The following is a 25,296-nucleotide window of genomic DNA, read 5'->3' as shown; positions in this document are numbered from 1 at the left end:
CGGCTCGTGAGTTCTCTAAAACGATACATTCAAAAGACGCGCAGAATTATTCAATACACAGCTCGGTAAACCCTCTGAAACTGCCCTCTCAAGAACAATAACAGTTATGAGGAAGTCATGAAGATACTCAATATTTGCGCCAGCCTGCTCTTCGTTGCGACCACACTCGCCAGTGTCACACAGGCCGCTGACAAGCCTGAAATCAAGGCGAAAGTTGCATTGAAGGAGAGCGTTTCGTGGGACGGGACGCCTTATCAGCCTTACCCCAAGGGGCAGCCGCAACTCTCGATACTGGAAATTACCATTCCTCCCCACACGGCATTGCCTTGGCATCACCATCCCGTTCCTAACGCAGCCTACGTGGTGTCAGGGGAATTGACGATCGAGGACAGGGCGTCGGGGGCGCATCATAAGGTGACCGCCGGGCAAGCATTCGCTGAGTCGGTGGGGGCCAGCCATCGCGGCGTAACCGGCGATCAGGCGGCTGTCGTGATAGTGACCTACTCGGGTGTCGAGGGTACCCCTCTCTCTATTCCCGACAAAGGCGAAAAGGCTGAGTTCGAACACGTCGAATAAACCGCCAGGTGGATGGACCGCAAGGCTGATTGTGGGCCTTGCGGTCGTTTCACCCATTCATCGGGCAACATGCTACGGGTTGGCTTAGAACACCTTGATCGGTACGTTGACGATAAGCCTGAGCTCATCGAGATTACCTTCCAGTTGATATTCACTGGCTCGATGGGTGGAATAACTTGTGATCAGGCTGATGTTCTTGAAGGTGCCCGATTGCACTGTGTAGCTGGCATTGGCGCCCACTTCATAGTGGCTTTCACCCCGTTGCTTGAGTACCGAGTTGTAGATGCCGTTCGGCCCACCGTCGTAATGACTGCCGTCGATGCCCATGCCCTTGATGTACCAGAGCGTAGTCTTGAGACCAGGTAAACCATAAGCGACCCAATCGTTGTTGTAGAACACCCCGATCGAGCGCTCATTGGGGCCGTTGAAGAACGACATCATGGTATTGGGCAGGCTGATGGCATTGGATTCGAAGGGATAATCGAAATATTCGTCGCCCTTGATTTGCTGCAGGCCGATCTTCAGCGAGTGGTTACGCCACTGGGGCGTGATACTGAGGCCGTAGGCCTGCTGGTCGATATTGCCACCGATTTCGCGACCACTGGACTGGGTGTTATAGGCATCCAATTGAACATCGACGTTAAACGGTCCCCAGTGGGTTTTCATGCCCAACCCCAGATACTCACGATCCCAGATATCGTCGAATCGAGAGACATAGGCGCTGCTGCGCCAGCCAGCGTTCGACACGTAGTCGGCACCGGCGTAAGCGTTAAAGTCACTGGTGACCAGGGGCGAACCGTAAGTAGGAGTCAAATCCTGGCTTCCGGCCCCGGTACGCGGCGAGCCCTTGTCGAAGTAGCCCGACTTGATCGTAAACCCTTCGACATCATGACTTTCCAGAGACACGCCATTGAACGTTGAAGGCAACGTACGGGTGTCGGTATAGGACATCATCGGTGTCCTGACTTGCTGCCTGCCCACCTTGAGCAGCGTGTCGGCGAACTTGAACTTCAGCGCTGCAATACCGAGTTTGCTCCAGTCATCGACCACATCGCCGTCCTTGTCCACCAACATTCGATTACTGCCGCCTGCCGCCGCTGTTCGGCTGCGCTCCAGCGCCACTGCCGAGAAGGTCGAAAGATCCAGCCCAAACCTCACCGGCCCTTCAGTAAAACCGGAGACGAAGTCGAGCCTGACGCCTTGCAACCAGGCAGTACGGTCACGCAGCTTGCGTACACCGTCTGGTGTCTGCAGTTTGAAATATGTGGCCTTGTGGCCGACTTCGTGTGAATACCAGTGTCGGGTATTAAGTGTCAGTGAACTGTCCTCCAGAAACCCTTGTTCCTGGGCCTGGACCTGAGAAGTAGAAACCGCGGCCGCCAGCGAACCAGCGGTGAAAAGCGCCAAATTACTTTTGCGATACATAGACTTTGCCTGTTGTTGTTTTTAGGGCAGATCAGAAGAAAGTCGCCGAGTAATCGTTATGAAGATATTGCGCGGGCAGGGCGTGGCCCGACTTGTCCAGCAGGCCGCAAGCGGCTTGCTGGTGGTCGTACAGGTATTGGGGTTGTTGGTTCAGTGGCTCGAGCACGTCGAAGTCATCAAACAGCGATGAAGACGCCGCTAAAGCCTGCGCCATCAGTTGAGATAATCCCCCACCAGTTTCAGCCAGCAGTCGGAGCCGATGCGAATCAGCTCGTCATTGAAGTCGTAGTGGGGGTTATGCACTGAGCAGCCATGAAACTCGCCTTCACCGTTCCCCAGGAAGAAGTAGCAACCGGGGACCTCAGTCAGCATCCACGCGAAGTCTTCTGTCGCCATGATCTTCGCTGTGTGCGGCAATAACTGGCCGGGATTGAATAGCGGCTCCAAGCTTTGGCGCAGCACCTGCGTTTGCGCCGCTGTGTTGACGAGCGCCGGTGCCAGTTGCGTGATTTCCAATTCGATTTCAACGCCGAACATCTGCTCATGACCTAGAGCGATCTCTGCCAGGCGCTGATTGATTTTGCCTTCGGTCTGCGCTGTATCGGTACGCACGCTGATCAGCATCGATGCCGTGTCGGGAATGATGTTGTAGACGCTGCCGGCCTCGACCATGCCAATGCTGATCACGGCGTGTTCATCAACGCAGAGATTGCGCGATTTCACTGTCTGAATCGCGTTGATCAGGCTGGCCAGCACTGGCACGGGATCTACCGCGCGCTCGGGCATCGCACCATGGCCGCCGCGACCTTTGATCAACACTTTCACGCGTTCCGAGGAGGCCATGGTGGGGCCTGCCTGGACCACAGCGGTACCCACCGGTATGCCCGGCAAATTGTGCAAGGCAAAGATCGCATCGCAAGGAAAACGTTTGAAAAGACCGTCATCCATCATGGCCTTGGCGCCGCCCAGGCCTTCTTCGTCCGGCTGGAAAATCAGATTGAGCGTGCCATTGAAACCAGGTGACTGAGCGATTCGCCACGCTGCAGCCAGCAGGATGGCGGTGTGGCCGTCATGGCCGCAGCCATGCATGCGTCCCTCGATCCGGCTGGCATGTGCGAAGCGGTTTTTCTCCTGCATCGGCAGGGCATCCATGTCGGCACGCAGGCCCAGTCGGCGAGTGCCGCAGCCTCGACGCAGTACGCCGACCACGCCATGTCCACCGATACCTCGATGAACTTCGTAGCCCCAGTCCTCGAGCTTGCTGGCCACCAACTCGGCGGTCAGCGGGGTGTGAGCACCCAGTTCAGGGTTCTGGTGGATTTCCCGGCGCAGTTGGATAAACGTGTCCAGGTCCGGTTCGGCAAGCGTCCGGGTTTGAGTTTGGTTCAATGCATTCATCAGGTCACTCCCGACCAGGGTTTTCGGGGAATACAGCCAGGCACGCCAGACTGATTGCGCCGCCGGCGAGCAGGTACAGTGCTGGCGCCTGGGGGTTATCCAGGACCGCCGTCAGCCATGTGGCGATTAACGGGGAGAAACCGCCGAACAGGGTGACGCCGAAGCTGTAGCTGACGGCGGTACCCAGGGCGCGGCGATTTTTCGGAAAGGCTTCCATGATCAGAGCGAAGAAGGCTCCCGAACCGATACAGCCAGGCAGTACCAGAATCGCGATGACCAGCATCGCTACGAACAAATTGGTGCTCAAACTGAGCAAGTAGAAAGCTGGCCACGCCAGTAGCACCGGCAGGGTGATTGTCCAGGCCAGCAGTTTCTTGCGCAGGCCATGGCGATCGGCAAAGCGTCCTGCCAGAGGCGTGATGACAGCCAGACAGGCACTTGCCACACAGGCGATAGCCAAGGCGCTGCGTTGCGGGTAACCCAGGGTGACAGTCAGGTAGGCGGGCAAATAGAAAATGAACAGGTATATGGCGATGGTGGCGCTGGCCATAAGGCCGATTGCCAATAGGGTGTGACGCACGTCAATGTGATCGCGTAGTCGACCATCGCGTTTGGTCGGTTCAGCTTCGTGGGTTTCTGGCAGGCAGCGACGGATGTACCAGCCAATCGGTCCGATGAGCAGCCCCAGCATAAAAGGGATACGCCAACCCCAGCTTTCAAGGTCATCTGCACTCAACGTGCTGTTGAGCAGTAAACCCAGACCGGCGCCAACCAAGGCGGCGTAGCCTTGGCTGGCAGCCTGCCAACTCACATTGCGACAGCGATTTGCCGTAGCGCTGGACTCCATCAGATACACCGATGCAGTCCCTATTTCCCCACCTGCCGAGAAGCCCTGTAGGAGCCGGCCAGCCACGAGCATCAAGGTGCCGAACAGGCCGATTTGCTGATAGGAGGGCGCGAAGGCAATCATCGCTGTGCCGAAAGTCATCAAACTGATCGTGAGGCTCAAAGCGGCCTTGCGGCCACGGCGGTCGGCAAAGCGACCAATCACAAGTGCACCCACCGGCCGCATAAGGAACCCGACGCCAAATGTGGCAAGCGACATCAGCAGCGATGCCATTGCCGACTGTGCGGGGAAAAAGTTCTTTGCAATCACCACGGCGAAGAAGCTGTAGATCGTGAAGTCATACATTTCCAGGGCATTGCCTAGAGCGCAGGCGACGGTGGCTTTCCTGGACCCGATTACGGATGACGCGGTGGCGCGGGGGAGAGGGGGCGCTTGCAGAGTAGTCATCGATATTTCCTGTGACAGTTTTGTTGTGGGCCGAATATCCGGCAAACACTGTCACTGCGCACTTGCGCTTTTCTTCGATGATTAACCGTTGGTTATGACCTCCAGCCGCCCCAGTGAAACTCGGCGCCAGATCGGTGCGGTTTCGCCCGATAATCGATCGCACGCACTGTTGGACGACCGCGACACAGCCGTCCTGGCAAGCAACTCAGGCGGCAAAAACAGGGTTTGGCTCGATGCTCTTAAAGATAGGGTGGTCGGTCCCAAGGAACAGGGACTGACTTAACCATTGGGCATATCGTTGCGTTTTTCTTAAGTTTCTCGCTTGCCGCTGCGCTCTAGCGTGACGCATCCATAGGCTGGATCTTCGAGAGCACGCTTCTGATCGCGTAGTAAAGGTCTCGTGCCGTTGTGGTCAGCGCGTGGCGATCAATGCAAACCAGATAGATGGGGTACTCAGGGATGCTTTCTTCGATCATGACCTGCATCAGGTCTTCATTGAGTCCTTTGGGTAAACTGTTTTCCATTCCGGCTTCACTGAGCGTCATGAACGCATCGGCGTGATGTAACAGATCAAGGGCCAACAAGACTGATGAACACTCGGTTATCCGCTGCGGCGGTGGTATCTCGTTGTCTTCAAACATTTGATAGAACTGCGACGAGTGATCGTCGATGGCATCGAGGCTGATCCAGTTTGCAAACTGCAACTGGCGCAGCGAATGAGAGTGGCGAAGCGGATTGTTTTTTCGACAGACCACCAGACCCCGCATGCGGCTCAGCGCTTCCCAATCCAGGTTTAGCCTCTGTGTATGCTGCTGCGAAGTAATGGCGAAATCCAGGGTGCCGTCCCTAAGTCGCTGCAGCATCTGGTTGGGGCGCAGATTCACCAGGCGGATGCGTACACGCGGATTCTTGGCCTGGAACCCGGCGATGCATTCCCCCAGTCCTTTGAGCACTGAAGTCAGGGACGTGACGCCGATGGTAACTTCACCGACCTGCATATCCTTGATGTTTTCAGCCTCCAGTTGCAGCCGTCGCATGCTCTCGACGGTCAACTGTGCATGGCGAATGATGCGACGGCCTTCGTCAGTGAGCGACATCCCCCTGTGGGAGCGCTGCAGTAGAGCCAGGCCCAGCTCGCTCTCCAGATCCTTGATCGATCGGCTGATGGCGGGTTGAGTGACGTGCAGGATCTGCGAGGCCTCGCTGATGCTCCCAGTTTGGTGGATGGCGACCAGTGCCCTGATTTGATGGAGTTTCACGTACTGACAGGTCCTTGCGGTGCGATGAAGATTCAATCGCTTGCATAGTGTCATGCCTATCACTGCCGCAACAATGCGGTGGCCATCTGAAGAACCCCAGAACCAGATTCGCTGGCGGACGCTCGTTACTGCAAGACCCATGAGCCAAAAAACAGGAATCGCTTCTCTGGCGATATCACCCTTTGCACAAATCGGATAGCGATATGCGCAAAGCGGATATTGCTGCGCTTACGGTCTCAACAGTGCGCAGATCCGGCAGATTGCCACAGGCCTGGAAAAGTCGGCACAGGAAGCCCGTCAGGGCCTTGAACAGCTTAGCGATTCGACGCGTCTGGGCCTGGACAAGGCCGAGGTCGCGTTGCAGTCGATGGGGGAGTTACGCAGTGGTGCGGTTGCCAGGCTGGAAGTGGTCGAGCGCGTCATGCAGCGGTTGGCCGGTTTGCACGAGTTGGCCCTTCAGGCCACCCGGATAGCGGCGTGAACGAGGTGCCTTTGCGGCCTCTCACACGCCCGAGCAACTGCCCATCACGTTGTAGGTCAACTGGTGGGTTTCACCCTGATGGTCGATGTAGACCATGGTCGCCGGTACGACGTCGCAGGCAGTCGAGGTATCGGTGACCGAGATGACCTTTGCGATATCCAGGGATGGAGGTGTTGTGGCCGGGTTGCCTTCACCGGCCATGACGGCGGTCGTGGTCAGGGCCAACAGGACGCTTAACAAAGTCTTCATGGTTTCTTCTCCGTGGTGTTTCGATGAGTCAATTCTATTCTTCTACAGATAGGGATAAAGAGGGCCGTACTTGATGCAGCGTTACATCAGATGCAACAGTCGTTGTCGCCGGAGGGTCCATGGACTTGCTTAACAGCCTGCGCGTATTTGTACGTGTAGCCGATGCAGGCAGCTTTACCACCGCCGCACAGGCGCTGGACTTTTCCACGGCGCAAGTGTCTCGGCTGGTGGCGGATCTTGAGCAGCACGTGCAGGCGCGTCTGTTGCAGCGCACCACCCGCCGATTGAGCCTGACCGAAGCCGGCGAACGCTTCCTGTTGCGGGCGCGGCAAATACTGGATGACATGGCCGAGGCCACCGCAGAAGCCCGTGGCGCTCACCTGGAGCCCAATGGCCGGTTGCGTCTGCACTGTTTGACCGGGCTGGGTGTGCTGATGACGCCGCTAATTGCCCGCTACTGCGAGCTCTATCCGGACGTGGTGGTCGAGTTGACCTTGTCGCAACGCAACCCCGACCCCCTTGAAGACGGCCACGACGTAGTCATCTCCATTGCCCATGAATTGGCGGATTCACAATTCGTTGCCCAAACGGTAGGGTGCATCTTCAGCATGCCTTGCGCATCGCCTGCGTACATCGCGCGTCGGGGCCTGCCCACCCGCCCCGAACAACTGAATGAACATTGCTGCCTGCGCATGATCGACCCGTTGTACGGCGATGAGTGGGTGTTCCGTGACGAGCAGGGTGAGCATTGCGTGGTGCCCGGCAAGACCTTCCAGAGCAACGTTCCCGAGGCGATGGTCAATGCGTCGGAGGCCGGGATGGGCATCAGCCTGTTGCCGTTCTACACCGCCACCCGGTCCCTGCGCGAGGGCACCTTGCTGCGCCTGCTGGGCGACCACCGGCTCAGGGAGCGCAACGTCTATGCACTCTATCCTTCCAAGCGTTTTCTGGATGCCAAGGTCAGGACCTGGGTGGACTTTCTCAAGGCCGAGTTGCCCGGGCTTTTTTCCGGGCATGAGATCACAGCCAATGATGTTCGGTATTGGGCAGCAGGCTAAATGAAAAGGCCAACATTCCCGGATGATGTCTGGGTGATTGACCGACGCGCTGTTTCGTTACTGCAAGGCCGATGAGCAAAAAAGCCTGGAGGCGTTTTTCTCGCGATACTGTTTGGGCGTCATGAACAGTTTTTCCTGAAACAGTCGGGTCATATGGCTTTGGTCCGAGAATCCACAATCCATGGCCACCGCCTTCAACGGAATATCGCGCACCGTCGACAGGATGCGCTCGGCCTTTTTCAAACGGCGCGACTGAACGTACTGATGGGGAGAGACCCCGTATACAGCCCCAAAAACTCGTACAAAGTACGACGGGCTCAGGTCGACGATGGCGGCCATTTCCTTGACAGAAATGGGGCAGGACAGATGTGAATCGATGTATTGCTGAAGCTGGTCGCGTTTGAGGTTTGTCAGGCGTGACGCTTGATCGCTGTCTCTGAGGTCACATCGCACGTACTGACGCAGCAGATGGATGCACATCTGTATTTCCAGCGTCTGGGCGAAGATGCTGCTCCCCGGTTCGCCACTCAGGCACTCCATTTCATAGGTCGCCATGAGTCTGGAGAGCTTCGCGTCGTTGACGAGCGGGCAGTGGTCGACAAAAACGCCGTCAACATCCTGTTGAAAGACTTCATTGGCGACTTTGGCCATCATGGCTTGCGAAATGTAGATATGACTGACTTCGATATCGTTCATCCAGTACCACCTGGATGATTCGCCTCGGGTCAAAATGGTGACGTCGTTATCGCCAACGGACCATTTTTGCCATTGCTTGCCATCGTGGAAGCCCAGATTTGACGTGCCTGATTTCCATCTCACCAACTCGTAATCGCGCATGCAGGGAATACTGACTTCGGTTTTGTCAAAGCGGTAACCCCGGATCGACACGCCGTTATCAGACGCGCTCTCAACGGTTCCCTTGATCGTTACTTCACCAGGGATAACGTCCAGCATTTTTTCTGGCGTTAGCAGGATGGCACTCATCACAACTCCCTTTTTATTTGTATTGGCTGTGGAGTTTTTATCAGTACTTAGCGGCTTTTGAGCGTTGAATGCATCGAGAACACAGATTTAAAAATTAACACATCCTTCAAATTTGTACGCAAAACAGGCCTGCCATCGATCGGGGGAATTTCCACCGCTCGTCTGGCAAGCCTTTTCTTACTGCGCCTGGATTTTGTGGTCACCCGGCTCGGTCAAGTCCGGTCGCCAGCGGCGCAGGTGAGTGTGACGCTCATAGGCTTGCGATGAGGGGTAAGTCACCAATTCAATCGTGCTTCCCCAAGGGGTGCGAGTGTACACGTAGCGATTACCTGGTCCGGCGTCACCACCCGGGAGGTCGCCGGGTCGGCTGAGCAGAACGCCGCCGGCCTTCTCGAGGCGATTGGCAGCGGCATCGATATCGTCAACGTAGATGCAGATGTGCTGAATACCAAAGTCGCTCGGAACAATCGGCTGCAACTGCTGGACGCCAGTGTAGGAAAACAGCTCCAGGTTGGGGCCGTTGCCCAGACGCAGCATCCGGATTGAGGCAATCACTGCACCGGGCGGAATGCCGAGTCCCGCTTCTACCTCAGGCCCTCCCAGGGGAGCGTCGAGCATGTCGTAAAGCTTCTCGGCACCAAAGGCCTCGACGAAGAATCGGGTTGCCGCTTCCATATCGGGAACGGTAATGCCTACGTGTTCAATTGCACGAACATTCATGACAACTCTCCTATTTTCGCCGCCGCCCAGAAACCGGACTGGGTCGCCTCATACATCCGCCCACCACGGGACCTTGTACCGATGCTGTGGACGCGAATGTCATCGACCGACTCCTCCAGAACCGTTGAAGGCGCACGGGCGGTCGCCATTACTACATAACCATCATCAGGCACCTTTGCTGCCGTGTTGATCGATACGTCCAGATGCTTGAGAAGGCCGGCGAGATGTTCGCGCTGCATATCATTGGTGTCGATACCCACGCTATCCGCGGGTGAAACAAGGCTGACCTTTTTGCCTTGCTCCGCCAGCCACAGGGCGGCGAACATTGCCGCCTCGGTTTCACCAAATACGGTGACCTCGTCCGTCATAGGCAAATTGGCGCTTGCCAGCATATCGGCCACATCCGGGCCGCGATCCTGCGCAACGGTACCGGTCGCAAGCAGTACGGTGTCCCATGGGCTCAGGTCCAAGTCAGCTGCATCGGTATTGAGATGAACGTCGACGCCTACGCGTTCGAGTTCGCTCTCGTAAAACGCAATCATGTTCTTGACCTCCATGCGAAACGGGCTCGCGGCTGCCCACGCATGGAGCTGGCCGCCGATGCGATCCGCTCTCTCGACCAACCTCACACTATGTCCACGCTCGGCAGCCAGTATCGCGGCCTCACAACCGGCCGGTCCGCCACCGACAATCAATACTCGCTCCTGTCTGGAAGCAGGGCGGCGAGCATCACTTGCGCGACGCTCCTGTCCCAGGGTCGGATTGATCACGCACTGGGTGCCTTTGCCGTTGAACATCCACCGCGAGATGCATTCATTGACCGCCAGGCAGCGGCGGACACTTTGCGGTTGCCCGCGCCGTGTCTTGTTGACTGTTTCGGGGTCCGCCAGACCCGATCGACCCAAGGCCACAAAGTCGAGTTCGCCGTCAGACACCGCTTGTGCCATCTCGTCGAACAGCCAGGTGAGCCGACCGACACCGATCACCGGGATCGACACACGCTGTTTCACCAGCTTGGCGTAATTGACTAATGATCCTGGCGGTACCATAGGCAGCAACGTCATTGCGGTGTCGTAGTTCCCGGCACTGACATCCAGGGCGTCAACGTAAGGCTCGAGCATTTCGCAAAAGGCCAGGCCATCTTCCAGCGAGAGACCACCCTCGTAAGGCTCCATCACGCTGAGCCGATACAGGATCGGATAATCCGCACCGACCTGTTCGCGGATCCCACGCACGACTTCGAGGGCGAAACGGGCTCGGTTTTCCAGGGAGCCGCCCCAGCGGTCAGTGCGTTTGTTTGTGAAAGGAGAGAGAAACTGGCCGAGCAGATAGCCATGTGCACCGTGCAGCTCAACGGCATCAAAGCCAGCGGCCACCGCACGTCGGGCACCCTGGACATACTTATCGATCAGTCCTGGTATTTCATGTTCTTCAATTGCACGCGGTGGGGTACCGAATGCGCTGGTGATACCGGCTGTCGGTGCCAGTGGTGGCTCGTTACGCTCTGTGTTGCTTTGGGAGTTCTGGCGCCCGGTATGGTGCAGTTGCACAGCAATCTTCGCGCCTTCACCGTGGACCGCGTCGACCAGGTTGCTGAGTGCGCCAATGAACCTGTCATGGTCGATTCGCATCGGGTGACCCGCGGTGCGCCCGACCTCCCAATCGATAGAGGTATTCTCGGTGATGATCAGACCAACGCCTCCTCGGGCGCGGGCTCTATGGTATTCAATGAGCTTATCGTCAACCTCACCGAAGGTGCTGGCGAACTGAGTGAAGATCGGTGCTTGCACGAAGCGATTGCGCAACTGCAAGGTGCCAATACGCCCGGGTTGGTAAAGCGCCGCGGCAGGGCCGTCTGAAATCACAAGGTTTCGGATGTCTGGGTGTGCCATTGCCATCTCCTCATTATTTTTTTTGTTTGAGGTTCAAGCATGGAATGAGCGCCGGCATGAGTATTGAACATTCATGTCAAGGCGTTGAAGAATCCTGCCTTGGCGTCGTAGCGGTACTTGTTCAGGTGACTTAGTCCGAAAACAACTCGAACATCAGCTGGCGAAGCCAACGATTGGCGGGGTCTTTGTTATAGCGTGCGTGCCAGAACAGGTTGATTTCGATGTTCGGCAATTCCACAGGCGTCGGTAGAACCGCGAGGCCAAAGGGTTGTTCGCAACTGCTGGCGAATCGTTCAGGCACTGTTGCCACTAAGTTGGTGCGTTGAAGGATGTGGCCAACCGCAACGAAATGGGGGACTTCCAGGCGAATGTTGCGCTCGATACCGGCCCGCGCCAAAAACGTATCGACTTCGCCGTGTCCTGTGTTCGCCGCTACCACGCGAACGTGCTCATAACTGCAAAAGCGCTCAAGCGTTAACGGTTCCCGAGTAGCGGGGTGATCCTTACGGCACATGCAGACATAGCGATGGTGAAACAGGCGCTGCTGAAAAAAACCGGCTTGCAGGTGTGGCAGTAATCCAACGGCGAGGTCGATCGCACCGTTTTGCAACCCTTCGGCCAGGGTATCGGATGTGTTGCGCAGCGTGCTGATCGAACAGCCCGGCGCGCGTTCAGCCAGCGCGTCCATCAGCCGTGGCATGAAGTAGATTTCACCAATATCGGTCATTGCCATGGTAAATCTGCGATTGCTGTTGAGCGGGTCGAACGTGTCCTGTCGGCTCAGTGCATCGCGTAAGGTCTGAATCGCCAGTGCGACGGGTTCGGCCAACTGCCGGGCATAAGGCGTGGGCTCCATTCCCTGATAAGTGCGCACGAAAAGCTCGTCGTTCAAGGTGACACGCAAGCGTTTCAACGCGTTGCTGACAGCGGGCTGGGTCAGATCGAGATTATCCGCCGCGGTCGATACCCGCCGGTCAACCAGCAGTTGGTTGAATACCAGAAGAAGATTGAGGTCAAGCTCACGTAATTCCATAACGCCTCGTGCAGATTGCGTGCTCATGAGGGCGATAGATCTCTGCCCGTTATTGGGTCTGAACCGCTCTAAATTCGCCGCTGCAAGGGTCCCAAGCCTAACAAGCGCCTACCATCGCGTCCATTGAGAGATATTCGGGCCTTTTGCTTAGTCTCGAGCTTTATTCACGTTCGAAATAATGAGTATTCGCCTGGCTGCATTTATCCCGGTTGTTGGTTTGCCCATGATCGAATCCATGCCCGGTTCTGAACGCTCCGCGTCCATTGGGCAGCTCGCAATTTTCCGGAGGCGCCAGATCCTCCGGCTCTATAACAATGACAAGAAGAGCGAAGCCATGCGTACGATAGATGTGTCAGCCCTGATTGACGGGGCACGGTTCAATGCCTTCCATGCGCGCGTACTGTTCTGGTGCGCGTTGATCATCATTTTCGACGGATACGATCTGGTCATCTATGGGGTCGTGCTGCCCTCATTGATGTCCGAGTGGGGCCTCAGTTCGTTGCAGGCTGGTGCGCTGGGCAGTTGCGCGCTGGTGGGCATGATGCTGGGGGCGTTGTTTTTCGGTTCATTGTCCGATCGTATAGGTCGACGTAAAACCATCATGATGTGTGTCGCTATCTTCAGTGGCGTCACAGCGATCAACGGCTTGGCGCAGAGCCCCGAGGCGTTTGCGTTGTGCCGGTTTATCGCCGGTCTTGGGATCGGTGGGGTGATGCCCAACGTTGTGGCGTTGATGAACGAGTACGCGCCAAAGAAATCCCGTAGCACTCTGGTGGCGATTATGTTCAGCGGCTACTCGTTGGGCGGAATGCTATCGGCGGGCCTGGGCATGGTGCTCATCCCGCAATGGGGATGGCAAGCCGTGTTCTATGTAGCGCTGATCCCTCTGTTGGCCGTGCCTTTTTTAATACGCCAATTGCCCGAGTCGATGGATTTTCTGCTGCGCACTGGGCAGTCCGTGAAGGCTCAAAATCTATTGGCACAAGCCGAGCCGTCTTACGTACCCACTCCAAATGACCAACTGAACCAGATGGTCGCCAAAGGCACGAAAGTGTCGATTGCGCAGTTGTTCCAAGGCGGGCGCAAGGTGAACACTTTTATGCTGTGGTTGGCGTTTTTCTGTTGTTTGCTGATGGTTTACGCGCTGAGTTCCTGGCTGCCGAAACTCATGACGGCCGCAGGCTACGGATTGAACTCCAGCCTGGCGTTTCTGCTGGCGTTAAACGTCGGCGCGATAATTGGCGCGGTGGCTGGTGGGTGGCTGGGGGACCGTATTGGGATCGCCAAGGTCTTGTTCGCGTTTTTCAGTTGCGGAGCGTTAGCCCTGAGCCTGTTGGCGCTCAAGGCGCCGTTACCCGTTCTTTATCTGCTTATCGCCATCGCCGGGGCATGCACCATTGGTACGCAGATCCTGGCCAACGCTTGCACTGTGCAGTATTACCCCGCGCACATAAGGTCTACCGGGCTTGGCTGGGCAATGGGTGTAGGTCGCACAGGCGCCATCATCGGTCCTTTACTGGGCGGTGCGCTGCACGCTTCATCACTGCCGCTGCAGGCGAGCTTTCTCATCTTCGCCGTACCCGGACTGATAGGGGCCATCGCCATTCTGGTCTTTCTCATTCAGAACGCCTCAAGCCGCCAGGCCGCTTTATCCAGGCAAACCGTGTCGCAGTAACGATGGCCGAAACAGGCGGGCTCAAGGAGAGCTCGCCTGGGCAATGTCTGTTCTAGCGCAAGAGCAATATTCACCCCCGTGATGGGGTGTATGGCAGTTGCGGTATTTATCAATAGCGCTCGGATGGCGATGATTTGGCTACTCCAATAACAATCAGCCTCATGGGTAACTTGCTATGCGTACTTCTCAATCCAAACTGCAGATCGGTATTGTTGGCGGCGGTATTGCCGGCGTGGCACTGGCCCTGGACCTGTGCCGTCACTCGCACCTGAGCGTGCAGTTGTTCGAATCGGCGCCTGCCTTTGGCGAGGTCGGTGCGGGTGTCTCCTTCGGCGCCAATGCCGTTCGTGCCATCGCGGGCCTGGGTATTGCCGAACCCTACCGCAAGATCGCCGACCAAACCCAAGACCCCTGGCAGGACATCTGGTTCGAATGGCGTCGTGGTGAAGATGCCCGTTATCTGGGCGCAAGCCTGGCCGAAGGGGTAGGGCAGTCTTCAGTACACCGTGCTGACTTCCTCGACGCCCTGGCCAGCCAGTTGCCCTATGGCATCGCCCAATTCGGCAAGCGCGCTGTCAGCGTGGAGCAAGATGCCGAGCAGGCTCGCGTTGTGTTCACCGATGGCACTGAGCATCGCTGTGATTTGTTGATTGCCGCAGACGGAATCAAATCATCGATTCGCGATCATGTTCTCAACGGTCTTGGCCAACCCCTTGTGGCGCCTCGTTTCAGTGGTACCTGCGCCTATCGCGGAATGATCGACAGTCAACAGCTGCGCGAGGCCTACCGGGCCCGGGGTGTCGATGAACACTTGATCGACGTCCCGCAGATGTACCTGGGGCTTGATGCCCATATCCTCACGTTCCCCGTCAAACAAGGCCGGCTTATCAACGTAGTGGCCTTCATTTCCGATCGCAGCCGTCCAGATCCAACCTGGCCAAGCGATGCTCCGTGGGTGCGCAATGCCAGCCAGGAAGAAATGCTCTCTGCCTTCAACCATTGGGGAGACGCGGCACGGGTACTGCTCGAATGCATTCCGGCACCCACCCTGTGGGCGCTACATGAGCTCGATGAGTTGCCGGGCTACGTGCACGGCCGCGTGGGGCTGATCGGCGATGCTGCCCATGCCATGTTGCCGCACCAGGGCGCTGGCGCCGGTCAAGGCCTGGAAGACGCCTGGCTTCTGGCGCGATTGCTGGCCGATCCACAGGTCCTGGACAGCCAGCCACAATCGGTGCTCGCAGCCTATGACGCCATCCGTCGTCCCCGTGCCTGCCGTGTGCAGCGCACCTCCTGGGAAGCCGGGGAGCTTTATGAAATGCGTGATCCAGCTGTGGCCGATGACGAACAACTTCTGAGCAAAACCCTCGCCGAGCGTTTTGACTGGCTGTGGAATCACGACATGCAGTCCGACCTTCAAGAGGCCCGTGCCCAGTTGGGCTGGCGAGCAGTCGCCTAATGATTTGAACCGACACGCGCGGAGGGAGCACCCAGCGGCTCTCTTCGTGGGTCAATACCAATAAGATCAGGTGAATCGAAATGACAGTGAAAATTTCTCAACTGCCGCAATTGCAGCAATTCTTCCGAGAAGCCTCGGGACTGGACAACAATGCAGGCGATCCGCGCCGCAAGCAGATTGTTTTACGTCTGCTGCAGGAAGTCGCCCGAGTGATCGAAGATTTGCAGATCAGCGACGATGAATTCTGGGGCGCCGTGGACTACATCAACCGCCTGGGCGCCAAAAACGAAGCAGGTTTGCTGGTCGCCGGGCTTGGCATCGAACACTTCCTTGATCTGCTGGCCGATGCCAGGGACGCCGAAGCGGGTCGTACCGGTGGCACCCCACGGACAATTGAAGGCCCGTTGTACGTCGCCGGCGCTCCGCTGTGTGAGTACCAAACTCGAATGGATGATGGAACCGAGGATGGGACAGCAACTGTGATGTTTCTGGAAGGGCGTGTAACCGACCTTAACGGCCAGCCGATCGCTGGGGCCACCGTGGATTTGTGGCAAGCCAACACCCAGGGCAACTACTCCTACTTCGACAAGAGCCAGTCTGAATTCAACTTGCGTCGCCGGATTCTCACGGACGCCAATGGTCGTTACCGGGCTCGCAGCATCGTGCCCTCGGGCTACGGTTGCGATCCAGCCGGCCCGACTCAGGAATGCCTCGATCACTTGGGCCGCCACGGTCAACGACCCGCGCATATCCACTTCTTCATTTCTGCCCCTGGGCATGAACATCTGACCACCCAGATCAATCTGTCGAATGACAAGTACCTGTGGGACGACTTCGCCTACGCGACTCGTGACGGACTGATTGGTGAAGTTCGCTTTGTGGAAGACGAGGAACGAGCCGCAGCCATGGGTGTAGCAGGGCGCTTTGCCGAGATGACTTTCAATTTCAGCCTGCGTCCGGCCACCAGCGAACAAGCAACCCAACGCAGCCAGCGTCCGCGTGCGTTGCAGTCTGCCTGACAAACCGACGTTTACTCGACGTCGACGAACCACTTCAAGGAGACAACGATGTCCCGGACCGATGCACAATCGATGAACATCCGTGCCGCAGTGCTGCGCACTTCGGGAGCGCCATTGGAAATAGAGGATGTCTTGCTCGAAGCTCCCCGGCCAACCGAAGTGCGCGTCCGTGTGGTCGCCACCGGTGTTTGCCACACAGACATGGTGGTGCGGGATCAGCTGTTTCCTACACCACTGCCCATCATCCTCGGCCATGAAGGTGCCGGTGTAGTGGATGCGGTCGGTTCTGCCGTCACTACGGTACAACCGGGTGACCACGTGGTGATGACCTACATGTCATGCGGCCTTTGCCTGCCTTGCGAAACGGGTCACCCGGCACATTGCACGCACATGCACCCGCTGAACTTTGGTGGCGGCCGGCTCGATGGCAGTGCCTCCGCATGCGCTTGTGGTAACGACCATGCGATCCACGACCATTTCTTCGGCCAATCCTCGTTTTCCACTTACACGATCGCCAATGAGCGCAACGTGGTCAAAGTTGCGAAACAGGCGCCACTGGAACTGTTGGGGCCACTGGGTTGCGGCATCCAGACGGGCGCAGGGTCGGTTCTCAATGCACTCAAGGTGGAGGCGGGATCGAGCTTCGCCGCCTTTGGCGCGGGTGCGGTCGGCCTGGCAGCGGTCATGGCCGCGAAGGTCGCCGGCGCTACCACCATCATCGCTGTGGACGTCACCCCGAGCCGGCTGGAACTGGCGCTCGAACTGGGGGCAACCCATGTCATCAACAGCCGCGAAGAGGATCCGGTTCAACGCATTCAGGCCATCACCCAGGGCGGTGTCAATTACAGCCTTGAATGCTCCGGTCGCTCCGAGGTGTTGCGCCAGGCGATCGACGCACTCACCACGCTGGGCACCTGTGGCATCGTCGGCGCTACCAAAATGGGTACCGAGGTCGCCTTCAATATCAATGACGTGATGATTCCCGGCAAACGGATCATGGGCATCGTACAAGGCGATGTCGTTGCCAATGCCTTTATTCCGAAGCTGGTTGATCTCTTCCTGCAGGGCCGATTCCCCTTCGACAAGCTGTGCAGGTTTTATGAGTTCGATGAGGTGAACCAGGCGATGGCCGATAGCGAGCGCGGTGTCACCATCAAGCCGATTCTTCGCATGCCAGTCCCTGCTTCGGTCTGACTTTTTCCATTTCCCAAGGAACCCGCAATGACCGTTCAACTCGTGATAGACAATCAAAAAATCGACGCCTCCAATGGCAAGACTTTCCAGCGTGTCGATCCGCTCAGTGCCGCGACCGTGAGCGTAGGTGCTGCCTGCAGCGTCGAGGACGCCATCCGTGCCGCCGAATCATCCCAGCGCGCTTTCCGGACGTGGTCCAGAACCGGCCCAACCGAACGCCGGCGCATTCTGCTGGCGGCCGCCGATGCCCTGGAGTCGAAAATGGCGCAGTTCTGCTCGGTCATGGCCGAAGAGATCGGCGCTTCGCAACTCTGGGCACAATTCAACGTCGGCGCATCGGCCAACCTGCTGCGTGAAGCAGCAGCCCTGACCACGCAAATCAAAGGCGAAACCATTCCTACCGACAAGCCAGGTGCACTGTCGATGACGTTGCGCCAACCGGTGGGCGCGGTCCTGAGCATCGTGCCGTGGAACGGTCCGGTCATTCTTGGCGCACGCGCCATTGCCTACCCGTTGGCGTGTGGCAATACGGTGATCTTCAAGGGATCTGAAAGCAGTCCACGAACGCATGCGTTGCTGGCCGAAGCGTTTTACGACGCCGGTTTGCCGGCGGGGGTGTTGAACTTTCTGATCAGCGCGCCAGAGGACGCGTCTGCCGTGACGGAAGCGTTGGTAGCGCATGACGTTGTGCGTCGAGTGAATTTCACCGGCTCGACCAAGGTCGGCCGCATGATTGCCCAGACTTGTGCCAGTCATCTCAAACGCTGCCTGTTGGAACTCGGTGGCAAAGCCCCTTTCATCGTTCTGGACGACGCGGATATCGACGGAGCAGTCAACGCGGCCGTTTTCGGAGCGTTCCTTTATCAGGGTCAAATCTGCATGTCAACCGAGCGTTTCGTGGTCGATGAAGCGGTTGCCGACCAATTCGTTTCCCGTTTCGCGCAGCGCGTACGGTCGCTGGAAACAGGCGTGCCCTCTACATCACCTGGCTGCGTGATTGGCCCGATGATCGGCCAGGGCTCGGTACAACGGATCAATCATTTGCTCGACGACGCCATTGGAAAGGGCGCCGACATCGTGGCTGGTGGCCTGGCGGAAAACGCCTTGATGGGGCCGACACTGGTCGATCGGGTTACCCGTGAGATGTCGATCTACGACGAAGAGACCTTTGGCCCGGTGACTACGATCGTCCGGGTCAAGGGGGCCGAGCAAGCGCTGGACGTGGCCAACGACACCGCTTACGGTCTTTCGTCTTCCATCTTCAGTCGCGACGTCACCCGGGCACTGGATTTGGCTGCCCGACTGGACGCCGGCTGCGTACACATCAATGGCGCCACCGTGCAAAACGAACCGCAGGCTCCCTACGGTGGAATGAAGAAGAGCGGCTACGGACGCTTCGATGGCAGTGCAGTCATTGAGGAGTTTACCGAGATCAAGTGGGTCACGGTTGAACCCTCCAACCAGCCTTATCCCTTCTAGTAACGAAACCGGCGCTTAATGCGCCGGTTTTTTTGCACACGGGTGCCACGGGACAGCCTTGTCCCATTAGCCGCACCGCCAGCCCGACAGGGATTACAAAGCGCTACTGCTTTTGTGGGTCGAACTGTTTATCCCTGATGAACAACGCCGGAATCACGCCACAGATGAAGTAGGCCGCGCCCATGACCAGGAAGCCCACACCGATCGAACCATGGGAGGCGAGGAACCCAATTGCGGCCGGGGCAATGGCTGCACCCAGTCGCCCGATATTGTAGGCACCGCCGACGGCGGACCCGCGAAACTTGGCCTCGAAGCTTTCGGTCATGTACGTGGCATTCACTCCGTAAGGAATGCCGTACAAAAAGCCGAACACCACCAGCATCCACAAGATGTTTTCCGGGCTTTGGAAGAGCACGATCACCGGCAGGAATACCGCAGTCCCCAGGGCGCCAAAGGAGAATACGGTACGACGCCCAATACGATCAGCGGCCAGGCCTGCTAGAACTTTGCCGAGGATCATGGCGGTGTAGGTGCCGACCATATAGCCGGTCATGGATTTGAGGTTCAGGCCCAATTCGCTCTCCAGATACGTCGGCATCCAGTTGTTCACACCGTAGTAGCCAAACTGCAAAAAGCCGGCAGTCATAGCCCAGAAAATAAACATCCTGCTAGCTTGTGGATCACTGAAAATCAGCTTGTACATGCTTTCGCGCTTTTGGGAGAGCAGGTTTTGGGTACCGGTGACTTTCTTCCTGGCGCGCTCGGTCTGAGCGTTGATCCATGCCTGTGGCTCAGGCACGAAGTGCTGCATCACCACAGCCAGGATCACCGGGATAATCGCTATGTAGAAAAGCCAGCGCCAACCGTGGTTCGGCAGTATCCAGCCCGCCAGCAGCGTCGCAACGATATACCCGACCGACCACCCTGCCTGCAGGGTGCCGAGTACAGTTGTGCGGTACCGGGTAGGCACGTATTCCGACATCAACGTATTGCAAGCCACATACAGTGCCCCGATCCCCAGGGAGGCCGCGAAACGGGTGATCGCGAATTGCCAATAACTATGCGTCAGGCCCAGTACCGCCGTGCCTACGGAAAACAGCGTGATACTCCAGACCACCGTTTTCACCCGACCGAAACGATCGCAGGCCCAGCCACCGTAGATGCCACCGATGGCCATCCCGGCCAAGGTGAAACTTCCCAGGCTGCCAGCCTCAACGTTGCTCAGGCCGAACTCGGCCTTCAGGCTGCCGAGGCTGTAGGAAAGCAGCATCAGATCGGCACCGTCGATCAGCAATCCAAGAAAACAGAAGATGAAGACCAGCACCCAGGTACTGGTTTTGGCGTGCGAAGTTATGCTCGCCTGAGCTGCAGCGTCCATGGTGATACCTTGTTGTATTTATTGGAGGAGGGCACTTGAACCAGAAATAGAAACCCTGTGACCTCAGCTTTGAGCGTCGCGAATCATGTTGCGCGCGATAACGATCTGCTGGATCTGGGTCGTGCCTTCGTAAATGCGGAACAAACGAACATCCCGATAGAAGCGCTCGATGGCGTATTCGCTCACATAGCCGGCGCCACCATGAATCTGCACGCAGCGGTCGGCGACACGACCGCACATTTCAGTGGAGAACATCTTGGCGCAGGAGGCTTCAGTGCTGACGTTACGTCCATCGTCACGCTTGCGTGCAGCATCCAGCACCATGCAACGACTCGCATAGATTTCAGCCTTGCTGTCAGCGAGCATGGCCTGGATCAGTTGAAACTCGGCGATCGGTTTGCCGAACTGTTTGCGCTCCATTGCGTAGCGCAAGGCATCGTCGAGCATTCGCTCAGCAGCACCAATACTCAGGGCTGCAATATGCAGGCGCCCCTTGTCGAGCACTTTCATGGCGGTCTTGAAGCCTACGCCTTCGACACCTCCAATGAGTTGGCTGGCGGGGACACGTGCATTTTCGAATATGACGTCGCAGGTGTGTGCCCCCTTGTGGCCCATTTTGTGGTCAGGCTTGCCTAGGGAAACACCGGGTGTGCCGCGCTCGACAATAAACGCGCTGATGCCGGCGGCGCCTTTGATCTCAGGATTGGTTCGAGCCATCACCGTATAGATTCCGGCGTGCGGGGCATTGGTGATGAAGCGCTTGGTGCCATTGAGAATGTAGCTGTCGCCGTCGCGCATGGCGGTGGTTTTGAGTGAAGCTGCGTCCGAGCCCGCATCTGGCTCAGTCAGGCAGAAGGAGCTGAGCAGCTCGCCGCTGGCCAGTTTTGGCAGGTAGTGATGCTTCTGCTCGTCAGTGCCATCCAGGAGGATACCGATTGAGCCGATACCGTTATTGGTTCCGATGTAGGAGCGAAACGCCGGCGAAGTGCGACCCAGTTCGAAGGCAATATTGACCTCTTCCTCCATCGTGACACCCAAGCCACCAAACTCTTCCGGAAGCGTCAGGCCAAACAGGCCCATTTCCCGCATCTGCTCGACGATGTCCTGGGGGATTGCGTCGGTGTCAGCTACCTCATTTTCCCGGGGAATCAGCACTTCGCTGACGAACTGACGAAGGGAATCCAACAGAATCTGCAGGGTTTCGGTATCACGGATCATGTGCGCTCCTGAGGCTCGCAAGCGAGCCGTTTTGTTAGAGCGCCGTTACTCCGTTGCGTCAGCGAGCAGCGGCGCCAATGTTATTGACCATGTTGATCAGGCGAGGCCCGATATCGTCCATGAGCTGTTCACGGGGAAGCTGAAAGCTCGGTCCACCGCAGTTGAAGGTCAGTAACCCGTACTGCGGGTGCAGCAATGGCACTGCAACGGAGTTGACGTCGCGGTGCCACTCACCGATCGACAGGCAGAAGCCGTAGTCGGCGAAATCCCTGAACGCTTTGTCCAGCCCCTTACGAATGGCTGGCCACTGCTCCGATTCGCGCTGGCGAATGTGATCGAGCAGAAATTCCCGCTCGGTTTCCGGCATTGCAGCAAGGCAGGCGCGACCCACCGAACTCTGTGCCAGGGGCAAATAACTGCCGATCTGACGACGCATGGTCATGTTGCCCTGGCCCTGGACTACATCCAGGTACACCATCTGCAGTCGATCGCGGGCGGCCATGGCGACGGCGGCCTGAGCGTGATTGGCCAACTCTTCCATCAAGGGATGAGCCACCGTACGGATCGCCAGATTCGACAACATGGCGTAACCGAAACCCAATACACCCACGTCCAACTGATATTTGCCTGAATGCACTTCACGTTTGAGGCAGCCCAACCGCATCAACGTATTGGTCAGACGCGTCACGGTCGGTTTGGGCAGCCCGGTCATTCGCGCCAGGTCCTGATTGCCGAGTACGTTTTCGCGCGGGGTGAAACACCTCATCAATTCAAGCCCGCGAGCTAACGCCGTTACGAACTGGCCACCGCTTTCGTCTTCGCTCAGCGCGCTGGCGGGATCGAGCATGCCCATCTTCAACAAGCCGATTTCATCTGTTCCTTTCGACTGGCCCACGGCCTGGTGATCTGCCTTGTTGCGACCCATGGTAGAACCTCGCTTTCAAGAAATGCAAGAAAATAAAATATAGTTTCGCTAGACGAAATTATATTTGCTGCTTTTAAAAAAACCAATCTATTTATTTTTCAGACGTAAACACTTGTAAATAAAGGGCTAAAGCAGATTTATTGGTTTTCCTGTTTACAGCGATTTAGAAGCGTATCTATGATTGATCGTAATTACGGTATTTAGTTTCGTATAGCGAAATACAAATAAGAGGTAGCTATGGACTCCCGACTCAACGCTGTAGTGGATCTGCACATTCGCGATGATGCCGTCGCTGTCGTACAGATCCAGCGGCCCGAGGCCAGGAACGCGCTCAACAGCGCAGTGCGCGAACAGCTGGCAGCAATCTTTCGCTCTTTGACCAGCAATGAGCAGGTGCGCGCGATCGTCCTCACCGGTGGTGAACAGTGCTTTGTCGCCGGGGCCGACATCCGCGAGTTCGCCGAGGCCAGCCCTATCGAGATGTATCGCCGCCACACGGAGTACTTGTGGGAGGCCATCGCTCGTTGCCCTAAACCTGTGATCGCAGCGGTGAATGGTTTCGCCCTGGGAGGCGGCTGCGAATTGGCGATGCACTGCGACATCATCGTTGCCGGACAATCGGCGCGTTTCGGTCAACCGGAGGTCAAGCTTGGCCTCATGCCGGGAGCGGGTGGCACCCAGCGCCTGATTCGTGCCGTCGGCAAATTCCAGGCGATGCGTATCGCGCTGACGGGCTGTCTGGTCCCAGCCCCCGAAGCGCTTGCCATAGGCATGGTCAGCGAAGTGGTGAGTGACGAACGCACAGTACCGCGAGCACTTGAACTGGCTGCTGAAATAGCCGCCTTGCCGCCGCTGGCTGTCGCACAGATCAAGGAGGTGATGTTGCTGGGTGCTGACTTGCCCCTGGACAGCGCGCTGGCGTTGGAGCGCAAGGCGTTTCAGTTGCTGTTCGATTCCAGGGATCAGAAAGAGGGTGCCAGTGCCTTCCTTGAAAAACGTAAAGCCACCTTCTCGGGAGAGTAATTCATGACACGCGAGATCAACCATATGGCGGTTGTCGGGGCTGGCATCATGGGCACCGGCATTGCCCAGATTGCAGCCCAGGCTGGTATTGAGGTCCTGCTGTTTGATAACCGCGAAGGCGCTGCCCAGTCGGCTCGCGATAACCTGGAACAGACACTGGAAAAACTGGTGGGCAAGGGCAAGGTCCTCGCCGCAGATGCAGAGGCCGCACTCGACCGCCTGCGTGTAGCGACCGATATGACCGAGCTAAAGGATGTCGACCTGGTCGTCGAAGCGATTATCGAGCGCCTTGATGCCAAGCAAGCCTTGCTCGCACAACTTGAAGTAGTCGTCGGTGACGATTGCATTCTGGCAACCAATACCTCATCGCTGTCCGTGACCAGCATCGCTCGGGAATGTCGGCGCCCTGAGCGTGTCGCCGGGTTTCATTTCTTTAACCCGGTGCCACTTATGAAAGTCGTTGAGGTCATCGACGGGCTGGCCAGTGATCCGCAAGTAGGTGATCGCCTGCGGGCGTTGGCATCGCGCATGGGCCATCGTGGAATTCGGGCCAAGGACACACCTGGTTTTATCATCAACCACGCGGGACGAGCCTACAGCACCGAGGCGTTGCAAATCCTCAAGGAGGGCGTGACTGAGCCCGCCGAAATCGACCGAATCCTGCGTGAAGGACTGGGTTTTCGCATGGGACCGTTGGAGTTGTTCGACCTTACGGCCCTGGATGTCTCGCATCCGGTGATCGAGTCTATCTACAACCAGTTTTACCAGGAGCCTCGATATCGCCCGGCAGCGCTGACGCGTCAGATGCTTGAGGCTGGTTATGTCGGTCGCAAGGTTGGGCGTGGTTTTTACCGATACGCCAACGGCCAAATGGTTGATGCCCCCCCGGCGCAGTCAGTGCCAGTCGTGGAGACTCTACCGCCGGTGTGGTTGGGTACCGAGAACGAGGTCGATCGTGCCAATCTGACTGCTTTGCTCGAGAAGTTAGGCGCGGAGGTAGAGCAGGGCGCCACACCGTCCAGCAAAGCTCTCTGCTTGCTGGCGCCCTACGGTTTGGATGCGACCGGTGCCGTGGAACACTTTGACACTGACCCGACCCGCACGGTGTGCATCGACCCGTTGCTAGACAGCGCTCGCTACCGCACGTTGATGTTGAACCCGGCAACCCGAATCGACATGCGCAATGCCGCGCATGCATTGCTCGCTCGCGATGGCGTCGGCGTGAGCGTGATCAACGACAGTGTCGGCTTCGTCGCCCAACGTGTACTGGCAATGATCGTCAACCTGGCAGGCGATATCGTCCAACAGCGCATCGCCAGCGTCGAAGACCTGGATGAAGGTGTTCGCCGGGGGCTGGGCTATCCGCAGGGACCGTTGGCCTGGGGCGACAGTGTCGGCAGCAAGCGCTTGCTGACCATCCTGCAGCGCATGACCGAATTAACCGGGGATCCTCGTTACCGGCCGGGCCCTTGGCTACGCCGACGCGCGACCCTCGGCCTGTCGCTGTGCCACACCGAATCGACACTTACCTGACCTTTTAACGCCTAGGATACTTCC

General features: G+C 57.5%; 22 protein-coding genes and 1 pseudogene. 10 read left to right on the top strand and 13 right to left on the bottom strand.

Annotated elements, in window-relative coordinates; translation table 11 throughout:
- Positions 1 to 117: 117 nt before the first annotated feature.
- Positions 118 to 576: a cupin domain-containing protein gene (locus ACX3YD_RS31080; protein WP_458961943.1), complete on the top strand. Its 459-nt coding sequence runs from the start codon at positions 118 to 120 to the stop codon at positions 574 to 576.
- Between the two features lie 84 nt (positions 577 to 660).
- Here ACX3YD_RS31080 and ACX3YD_RS31075 read toward each other — a convergent pair whose 3' ends face one another.
- From ACX3YD_RS31075 to ACX3YD_RS31055, 5 genes are all read right to left on the bottom strand, one after another.
- Positions 661 to 2,001 carry an OprD family outer membrane porin gene (locus ACX3YD_RS31075; RefSeq protein WP_458961942.1) on the bottom strand — a complete coding sequence of 447 codons (1,341 nt, stop codon included), beginning with the start codon at positions 1,999 to 2,001 and terminating at the stop codon, positions 661 to 663.
- A gap of 31 nt (positions 2,002 to 2,032) precedes the next feature.
- Positions 2,033 to 2,215 carry a hypothetical protein gene (locus tag ACX3YD_RS31070; RefSeq protein WP_458961941.1) on the bottom strand — a complete coding sequence of 61 codons (183 nt, stop codon included), beginning with the start codon at positions 2,213 to 2,215 and terminating at the stop codon, positions 2,033 to 2,035.
- Entirely contained in the window at positions 2,215 to 3,399 is a 1,185-nt protein-coding gene (locus tag ACX3YD_RS31065; protein ID WP_458961940.1) for a M20 aminoacylase family protein, read from the bottom strand. The genes ACX3YD_RS31070 and ACX3YD_RS31065 overlap by 1 nt, the downstream gene beginning before the upstream one ends.
- Before the next feature lie 4 nt (positions 3,400 to 3,403).
- A complete protein-coding gene (locus ACX3YD_RS31060; protein ID WP_458961939.1) occupies positions 3,404 to 4,693 on the bottom strand; it encodes an MFS transporter in 1,290 nt (429 codons plus the stop codon).
- A 335-nt stretch (positions 4,694 to 5,028) separates the two neighbouring features.
- Complete coding sequence (locus ACX3YD_RS31055; protein ID WP_458961938.1) at positions 5,029 to 5,952, bottom strand: LysR family transcriptional regulator; 924 nt, start codon at positions 5,950 to 5,952, stop codon at positions 5,029 to 5,031.
- Positions 5,953 to 6,190: 238 nt separating this feature from the next.
- Here ACX3YD_RS31055 and ACX3YD_RS31050 point away from each other — a divergent pair.
- Positions 6,191 to 6,433 (top strand): annotated as a pseudogene (locus ACX3YD_RS31050) (methyl-accepting chemotaxis protein); the annotation flags it as partial.
- A gap of 21 nt (positions 6,434 to 6,454) precedes the next feature.
- On the opposite strand, the gene ACX3YD_RS31045 reads toward ACX3YD_RS31050, so the two are convergent.
- Positions 6,455 to 6,682, bottom strand: a complete 228-nt coding sequence (locus ACX3YD_RS31045; RefSeq protein WP_047528965.1) for a DUF2790 domain-containing protein — start codon at positions 6,680 to 6,682, stop codon at positions 6,455 to 6,457.
- 119 nt (positions 6,683 to 6,801) lie between these two features.
- On the opposite strand from ACX3YD_RS31045, the gene ACX3YD_RS31040 reads away from it, so the two are divergent.
- On the top strand, positions 6,802 to 7,740 hold the full coding sequence (locus ACX3YD_RS31040) for a LysR family transcriptional regulator (RefSeq protein WP_458961937.1): 939 nt from the start codon (positions 6,802 to 6,804) through the stop codon (positions 7,738 to 7,740).
- A gap of 57 nt (positions 7,741 to 7,797) precedes the next feature.
- Here the strand turns inward: ACX3YD_RS31040 and ACX3YD_RS31035 are convergent, their stop codons facing one another.
- The 4 genes from ACX3YD_RS31035 to ACX3YD_RS31020 form a co-directional block, all read right to left on the bottom strand.
- Entirely contained in the window at positions 7,798 to 8,724 is a 927-nt protein-coding gene (locus tag ACX3YD_RS31035) for a helix-turn-helix domain-containing protein (RefSeq protein ID WP_458961936.1), read from the bottom strand.
- A 177-nt stretch (positions 8,725 to 8,901) separates the two neighbouring features.
- Positions 8,902 to 9,444 carry a VOC family protein gene (locus tag ACX3YD_RS31030; protein ID WP_458961935.1) on the bottom strand — a complete coding sequence of 181 codons (543 nt, stop codon included), beginning with the start codon at positions 9,442 to 9,444 and terminating at the stop codon, positions 8,902 to 8,904.
- Positions 9,441 to 11,336, bottom strand: a complete 1,896-nt coding sequence (locus ACX3YD_RS31025) for an oxidoreductase (RefSeq protein WP_458961934.1) — start codon at positions 11,334 to 11,336, stop codon at positions 9,441 to 9,443. Before ACX3YD_RS31025 ends, ACX3YD_RS31030 begins: the two co-directional genes overlap by 4 nt.
- A 130-nt stretch (positions 11,337 to 11,466) precedes the next feature.
- Entirely contained in the window at positions 11,467 to 12,369 is a 903-nt protein-coding gene (locus ACX3YD_RS31020) for a LysR family transcriptional regulator (protein WP_056856509.1), read from the bottom strand.
- 334 nt (positions 12,370 to 12,703) lie between these two features.
- Here ACX3YD_RS31020 and ACX3YD_RS31015 point away from each other — a divergent pair, with 334 nt between their 5' ends.
- The 5 genes from ACX3YD_RS31015 to ACX3YD_RS30995 all read left to right on the top strand — a co-directional run bounded on the left by ACX3YD_RS31015 (position 12,704) and on the right by ACX3YD_RS30995 (position 19,195).
- A complete protein-coding gene (locus ACX3YD_RS31015; RefSeq protein ID WP_458962106.1) occupies positions 12,704 to 14,044 on the top strand; it encodes an MFS transporter in 1,341 nt (446 codons plus the stop codon).
- A gap of 175 nt (positions 14,045 to 14,219) precedes the next feature.
- A complete protein-coding gene (gene salA / locus ACX3YD_RS31010; RefSeq protein WP_458961933.1) occupies positions 14,220 to 15,503 on the top strand; it encodes a salicylate 1-monooxygenase in 1,284 nt (427 codons plus the stop codon).
- Between the two features lie 80 nt (positions 15,504 to 15,583).
- A complete protein-coding gene (gene catA / locus ACX3YD_RS31005) occupies positions 15,584 to 16,522 on the top strand; it encodes a catechol 1,2-dioxygenase (RefSeq protein WP_458961932.1) in 939 nt (312 codons plus the stop codon).
- A gap of 48 nt (positions 16,523 to 16,570) precedes the next feature.
- Positions 16,571 to 17,716, top strand: coding sequence for an NAD(P)-dependent alcohol dehydrogenase (locus ACX3YD_RS31000; protein ID WP_458961931.1), 1,146 nt, complete (start codon positions 16,571 to 16,573; stop codon positions 17,714 to 17,716).
- A gap of 27 nt (positions 17,717 to 17,743) precedes the next feature.
- A complete protein-coding gene (locus ACX3YD_RS30995; protein WP_458961930.1) occupies positions 17,744 to 19,195 on the top strand; it encodes an aldehyde dehydrogenase in 1,452 nt (483 codons plus the stop codon).
- A gap of 103 nt (positions 19,196 to 19,298) precedes the next feature.
- Here ACX3YD_RS30995 and ACX3YD_RS30990 read toward each other — a convergent pair whose 3' ends face one another.
- The 3 genes from ACX3YD_RS30990 to ACX3YD_RS30980 all read right to left on the bottom strand — a co-directional run bounded on the left by ACX3YD_RS30990 (position 19,299) and on the right by ACX3YD_RS30980 (position 22,716).
- Positions 19,299 to 20,573, bottom strand: coding sequence for an MFS transporter (locus ACX3YD_RS30990; protein ID WP_458961929.1), 1,275 nt, complete (start codon positions 20,571 to 20,573; stop codon positions 19,299 to 19,301).
- Positions 20,574 to 20,636: 63 nt separating this feature from the next.
- Positions 20,637 to 21,791 (bottom strand): acyl-CoA dehydrogenase family protein, encoded by a 1,155-nt coding sequence (locus ACX3YD_RS30985; protein WP_458961928.1) that lies wholly within the window; start codon positions 21,789 to 21,791, stop codon positions 20,637 to 20,639.
- Between the two features lie 58 nt (positions 21,792 to 21,849).
- Positions 21,850 to 22,716 (bottom strand): IclR family transcriptional regulator, encoded by an 867-nt coding sequence (locus tag ACX3YD_RS30980; RefSeq protein ID WP_457371969.1) that lies wholly within the window; start codon positions 22,714 to 22,716, stop codon positions 21,850 to 21,852.
- A 237-nt stretch (positions 22,717 to 22,953) separates the two neighbouring features.
- Here ACX3YD_RS30980 and ACX3YD_RS30975 point away from each other — a divergent pair, with 237 nt between their 5' ends.
- Entirely contained in the window at positions 22,954 to 23,739 is a 786-nt protein-coding gene (locus tag ACX3YD_RS30975; protein WP_458961927.1) for an enoyl-CoA hydratase, read from the top strand.
- A 3-nt stretch (positions 23,740 to 23,742) separates the two neighbouring features.
- Positions 23,743 to 25,272: a 3-hydroxyacyl-CoA dehydrogenase gene (locus ACX3YD_RS30970; RefSeq protein WP_458961926.1), complete on the top strand. Its 1,530-nt coding sequence runs from the start codon at positions 23,743 to 23,745 to the stop codon at positions 25,270 to 25,272.
- The last annotated feature ends 24 nt before the right edge of the window (positions 25,273 to 25,296 follow it).

The organism is Pseudomonas fluorescens group sp. PF-1 (genome assembly GCF_054481335.1).
This window is presented reverse-complemented; position numbering and strand designations above follow the sequence as displayed.

What these genes read in the sequence shown, in the direction of transcription:
- ACX3YD_RS31080 (WP_458961943.1), top strand. Translation starts at nt 118, where the DNA reads ATGAAGATACTCAATATTTGCGCCAGCCTGCTCTTCGTTGCGACCACA.
- ACX3YD_RS31075 (WP_458961942.1), bottom strand. Translation starts at nt 2,001, where the DNA reads ATGTATCGCAAAAGTAATTTGGCGCTTTTCACCGCTGGTTCGCTGGCG.
- ACX3YD_RS31070 (WP_458961941.1), bottom strand. Translation starts at nt 2,215, where the DNA reads ATGGCGCAGGCTTTAGCGGCGTCTTCATCGCTGTTTGATGACTTCGAC.
- ACX3YD_RS31065 (WP_458961940.1), bottom strand. Translation starts at nt 3,399, where the DNA reads ATGAATGCATTGAACCAAACTCAAACCCGGACGCTTGCCGAACCGGAC.
- ACX3YD_RS31060 (WP_458961939.1), bottom strand. Translation starts at nt 4,693, where the DNA reads ATGACTACTCTGCAAGCGCCCCCTCTCCCCCGCGCCACCGCGTCATCC.
- ACX3YD_RS31045 (WP_047528965.1), bottom strand. Translation starts at nt 6,682, where the DNA reads ATGAAGACTTTGTTAAGCGTCCTGTTGGCCCTGACCACGACCGCCGTC.
- ACX3YD_RS31040 (WP_458961937.1), top strand. Translation starts at nt 6,802, where the DNA reads ATGGACTTGCTTAACAGCCTGCGCGTATTTGTACGTGTAGCCGATGCA.
- ACX3YD_RS31035 (WP_458961936.1), bottom strand. Translation starts at nt 8,724, where the DNA reads ATGAGTGCCATCCTGCTAACGCCAGAAAAAATGCTGGACGTTATCCCT.
- ACX3YD_RS31030 (WP_458961935.1), bottom strand. Translation starts at nt 9,444, where the DNA reads ATGAATGTTCGTGCAATTGAACACGTAGGCATTACCGTTCCCGATATG.
- ACX3YD_RS31025 (WP_458961934.1), bottom strand. Translation starts at nt 11,336, where the DNA reads ATGGCACACCCAGACATCCGAAACCTTGTGATTTCAGACGGCCCTGCC.
- ACX3YD_RS31020 (WP_056856509.1), bottom strand. Translation starts at nt 12,369, where the DNA reads ATGGAATTACGTGAGCTTGACCTCAATCTTCTTCTGGTATTCAACCAA.
- ACX3YD_RS31015 (WP_458962106.1), top strand. Translation starts at nt 12,704, where the DNA reads ATGCGTACGATAGATGTGTCAGCCCTGATTGACGGGGCACGGTTCAAT.
- salA (WP_458961933.1), top strand. Translation starts at nt 14,220, where the DNA reads ATGCGTACTTCTCAATCCAAACTGCAGATCGGTATTGTTGGCGGCGGT.
- catA (WP_458961932.1), top strand. Translation starts at nt 15,584, where the DNA reads ATGACAGTGAAAATTTCTCAACTGCCGCAATTGCAGCAATTCTTCCGA.
- ACX3YD_RS31000 (WP_458961931.1), top strand. Translation starts at nt 16,571, where the DNA reads ATGTCCCGGACCGATGCACAATCGATGAACATCCGTGCCGCAGTGCTG.
- ACX3YD_RS30995 (WP_458961930.1), top strand. Translation starts at nt 17,744, where the DNA reads ATGACCGTTCAACTCGTGATAGACAATCAAAAAATCGACGCCTCCAAT.
- ACX3YD_RS30990 (WP_458961929.1), bottom strand. Translation starts at nt 20,573, where the DNA reads ATGGACGCTGCAGCTCAGGCGAGCATAACTTCGCACGCCAAAACCAGT.
- ACX3YD_RS30985 (WP_458961928.1), bottom strand. Translation starts at nt 21,791, where the DNA reads ATGATCCGTGATACCGAAACCCTGCAGATTCTGTTGGATTCCCTTCGT.
- ACX3YD_RS30980 (WP_457371969.1), bottom strand. Translation starts at nt 22,716, where the DNA reads ATGGGTCGCAACAAGGCAGATCACCAGGCCGTGGGCCAGTCGAAAGGA.
- ACX3YD_RS30975 (WP_458961927.1), top strand. Translation starts at nt 22,954, where the DNA reads ATGGACTCCCGACTCAACGCTGTAGTGGATCTGCACATTCGCGATGAT.
- ACX3YD_RS30970 (WP_458961926.1), top strand. Translation starts at nt 23,743, where the DNA reads ATGACACGCGAGATCAACCATATGGCGGTTGTCGGGGCTGGCATCATG.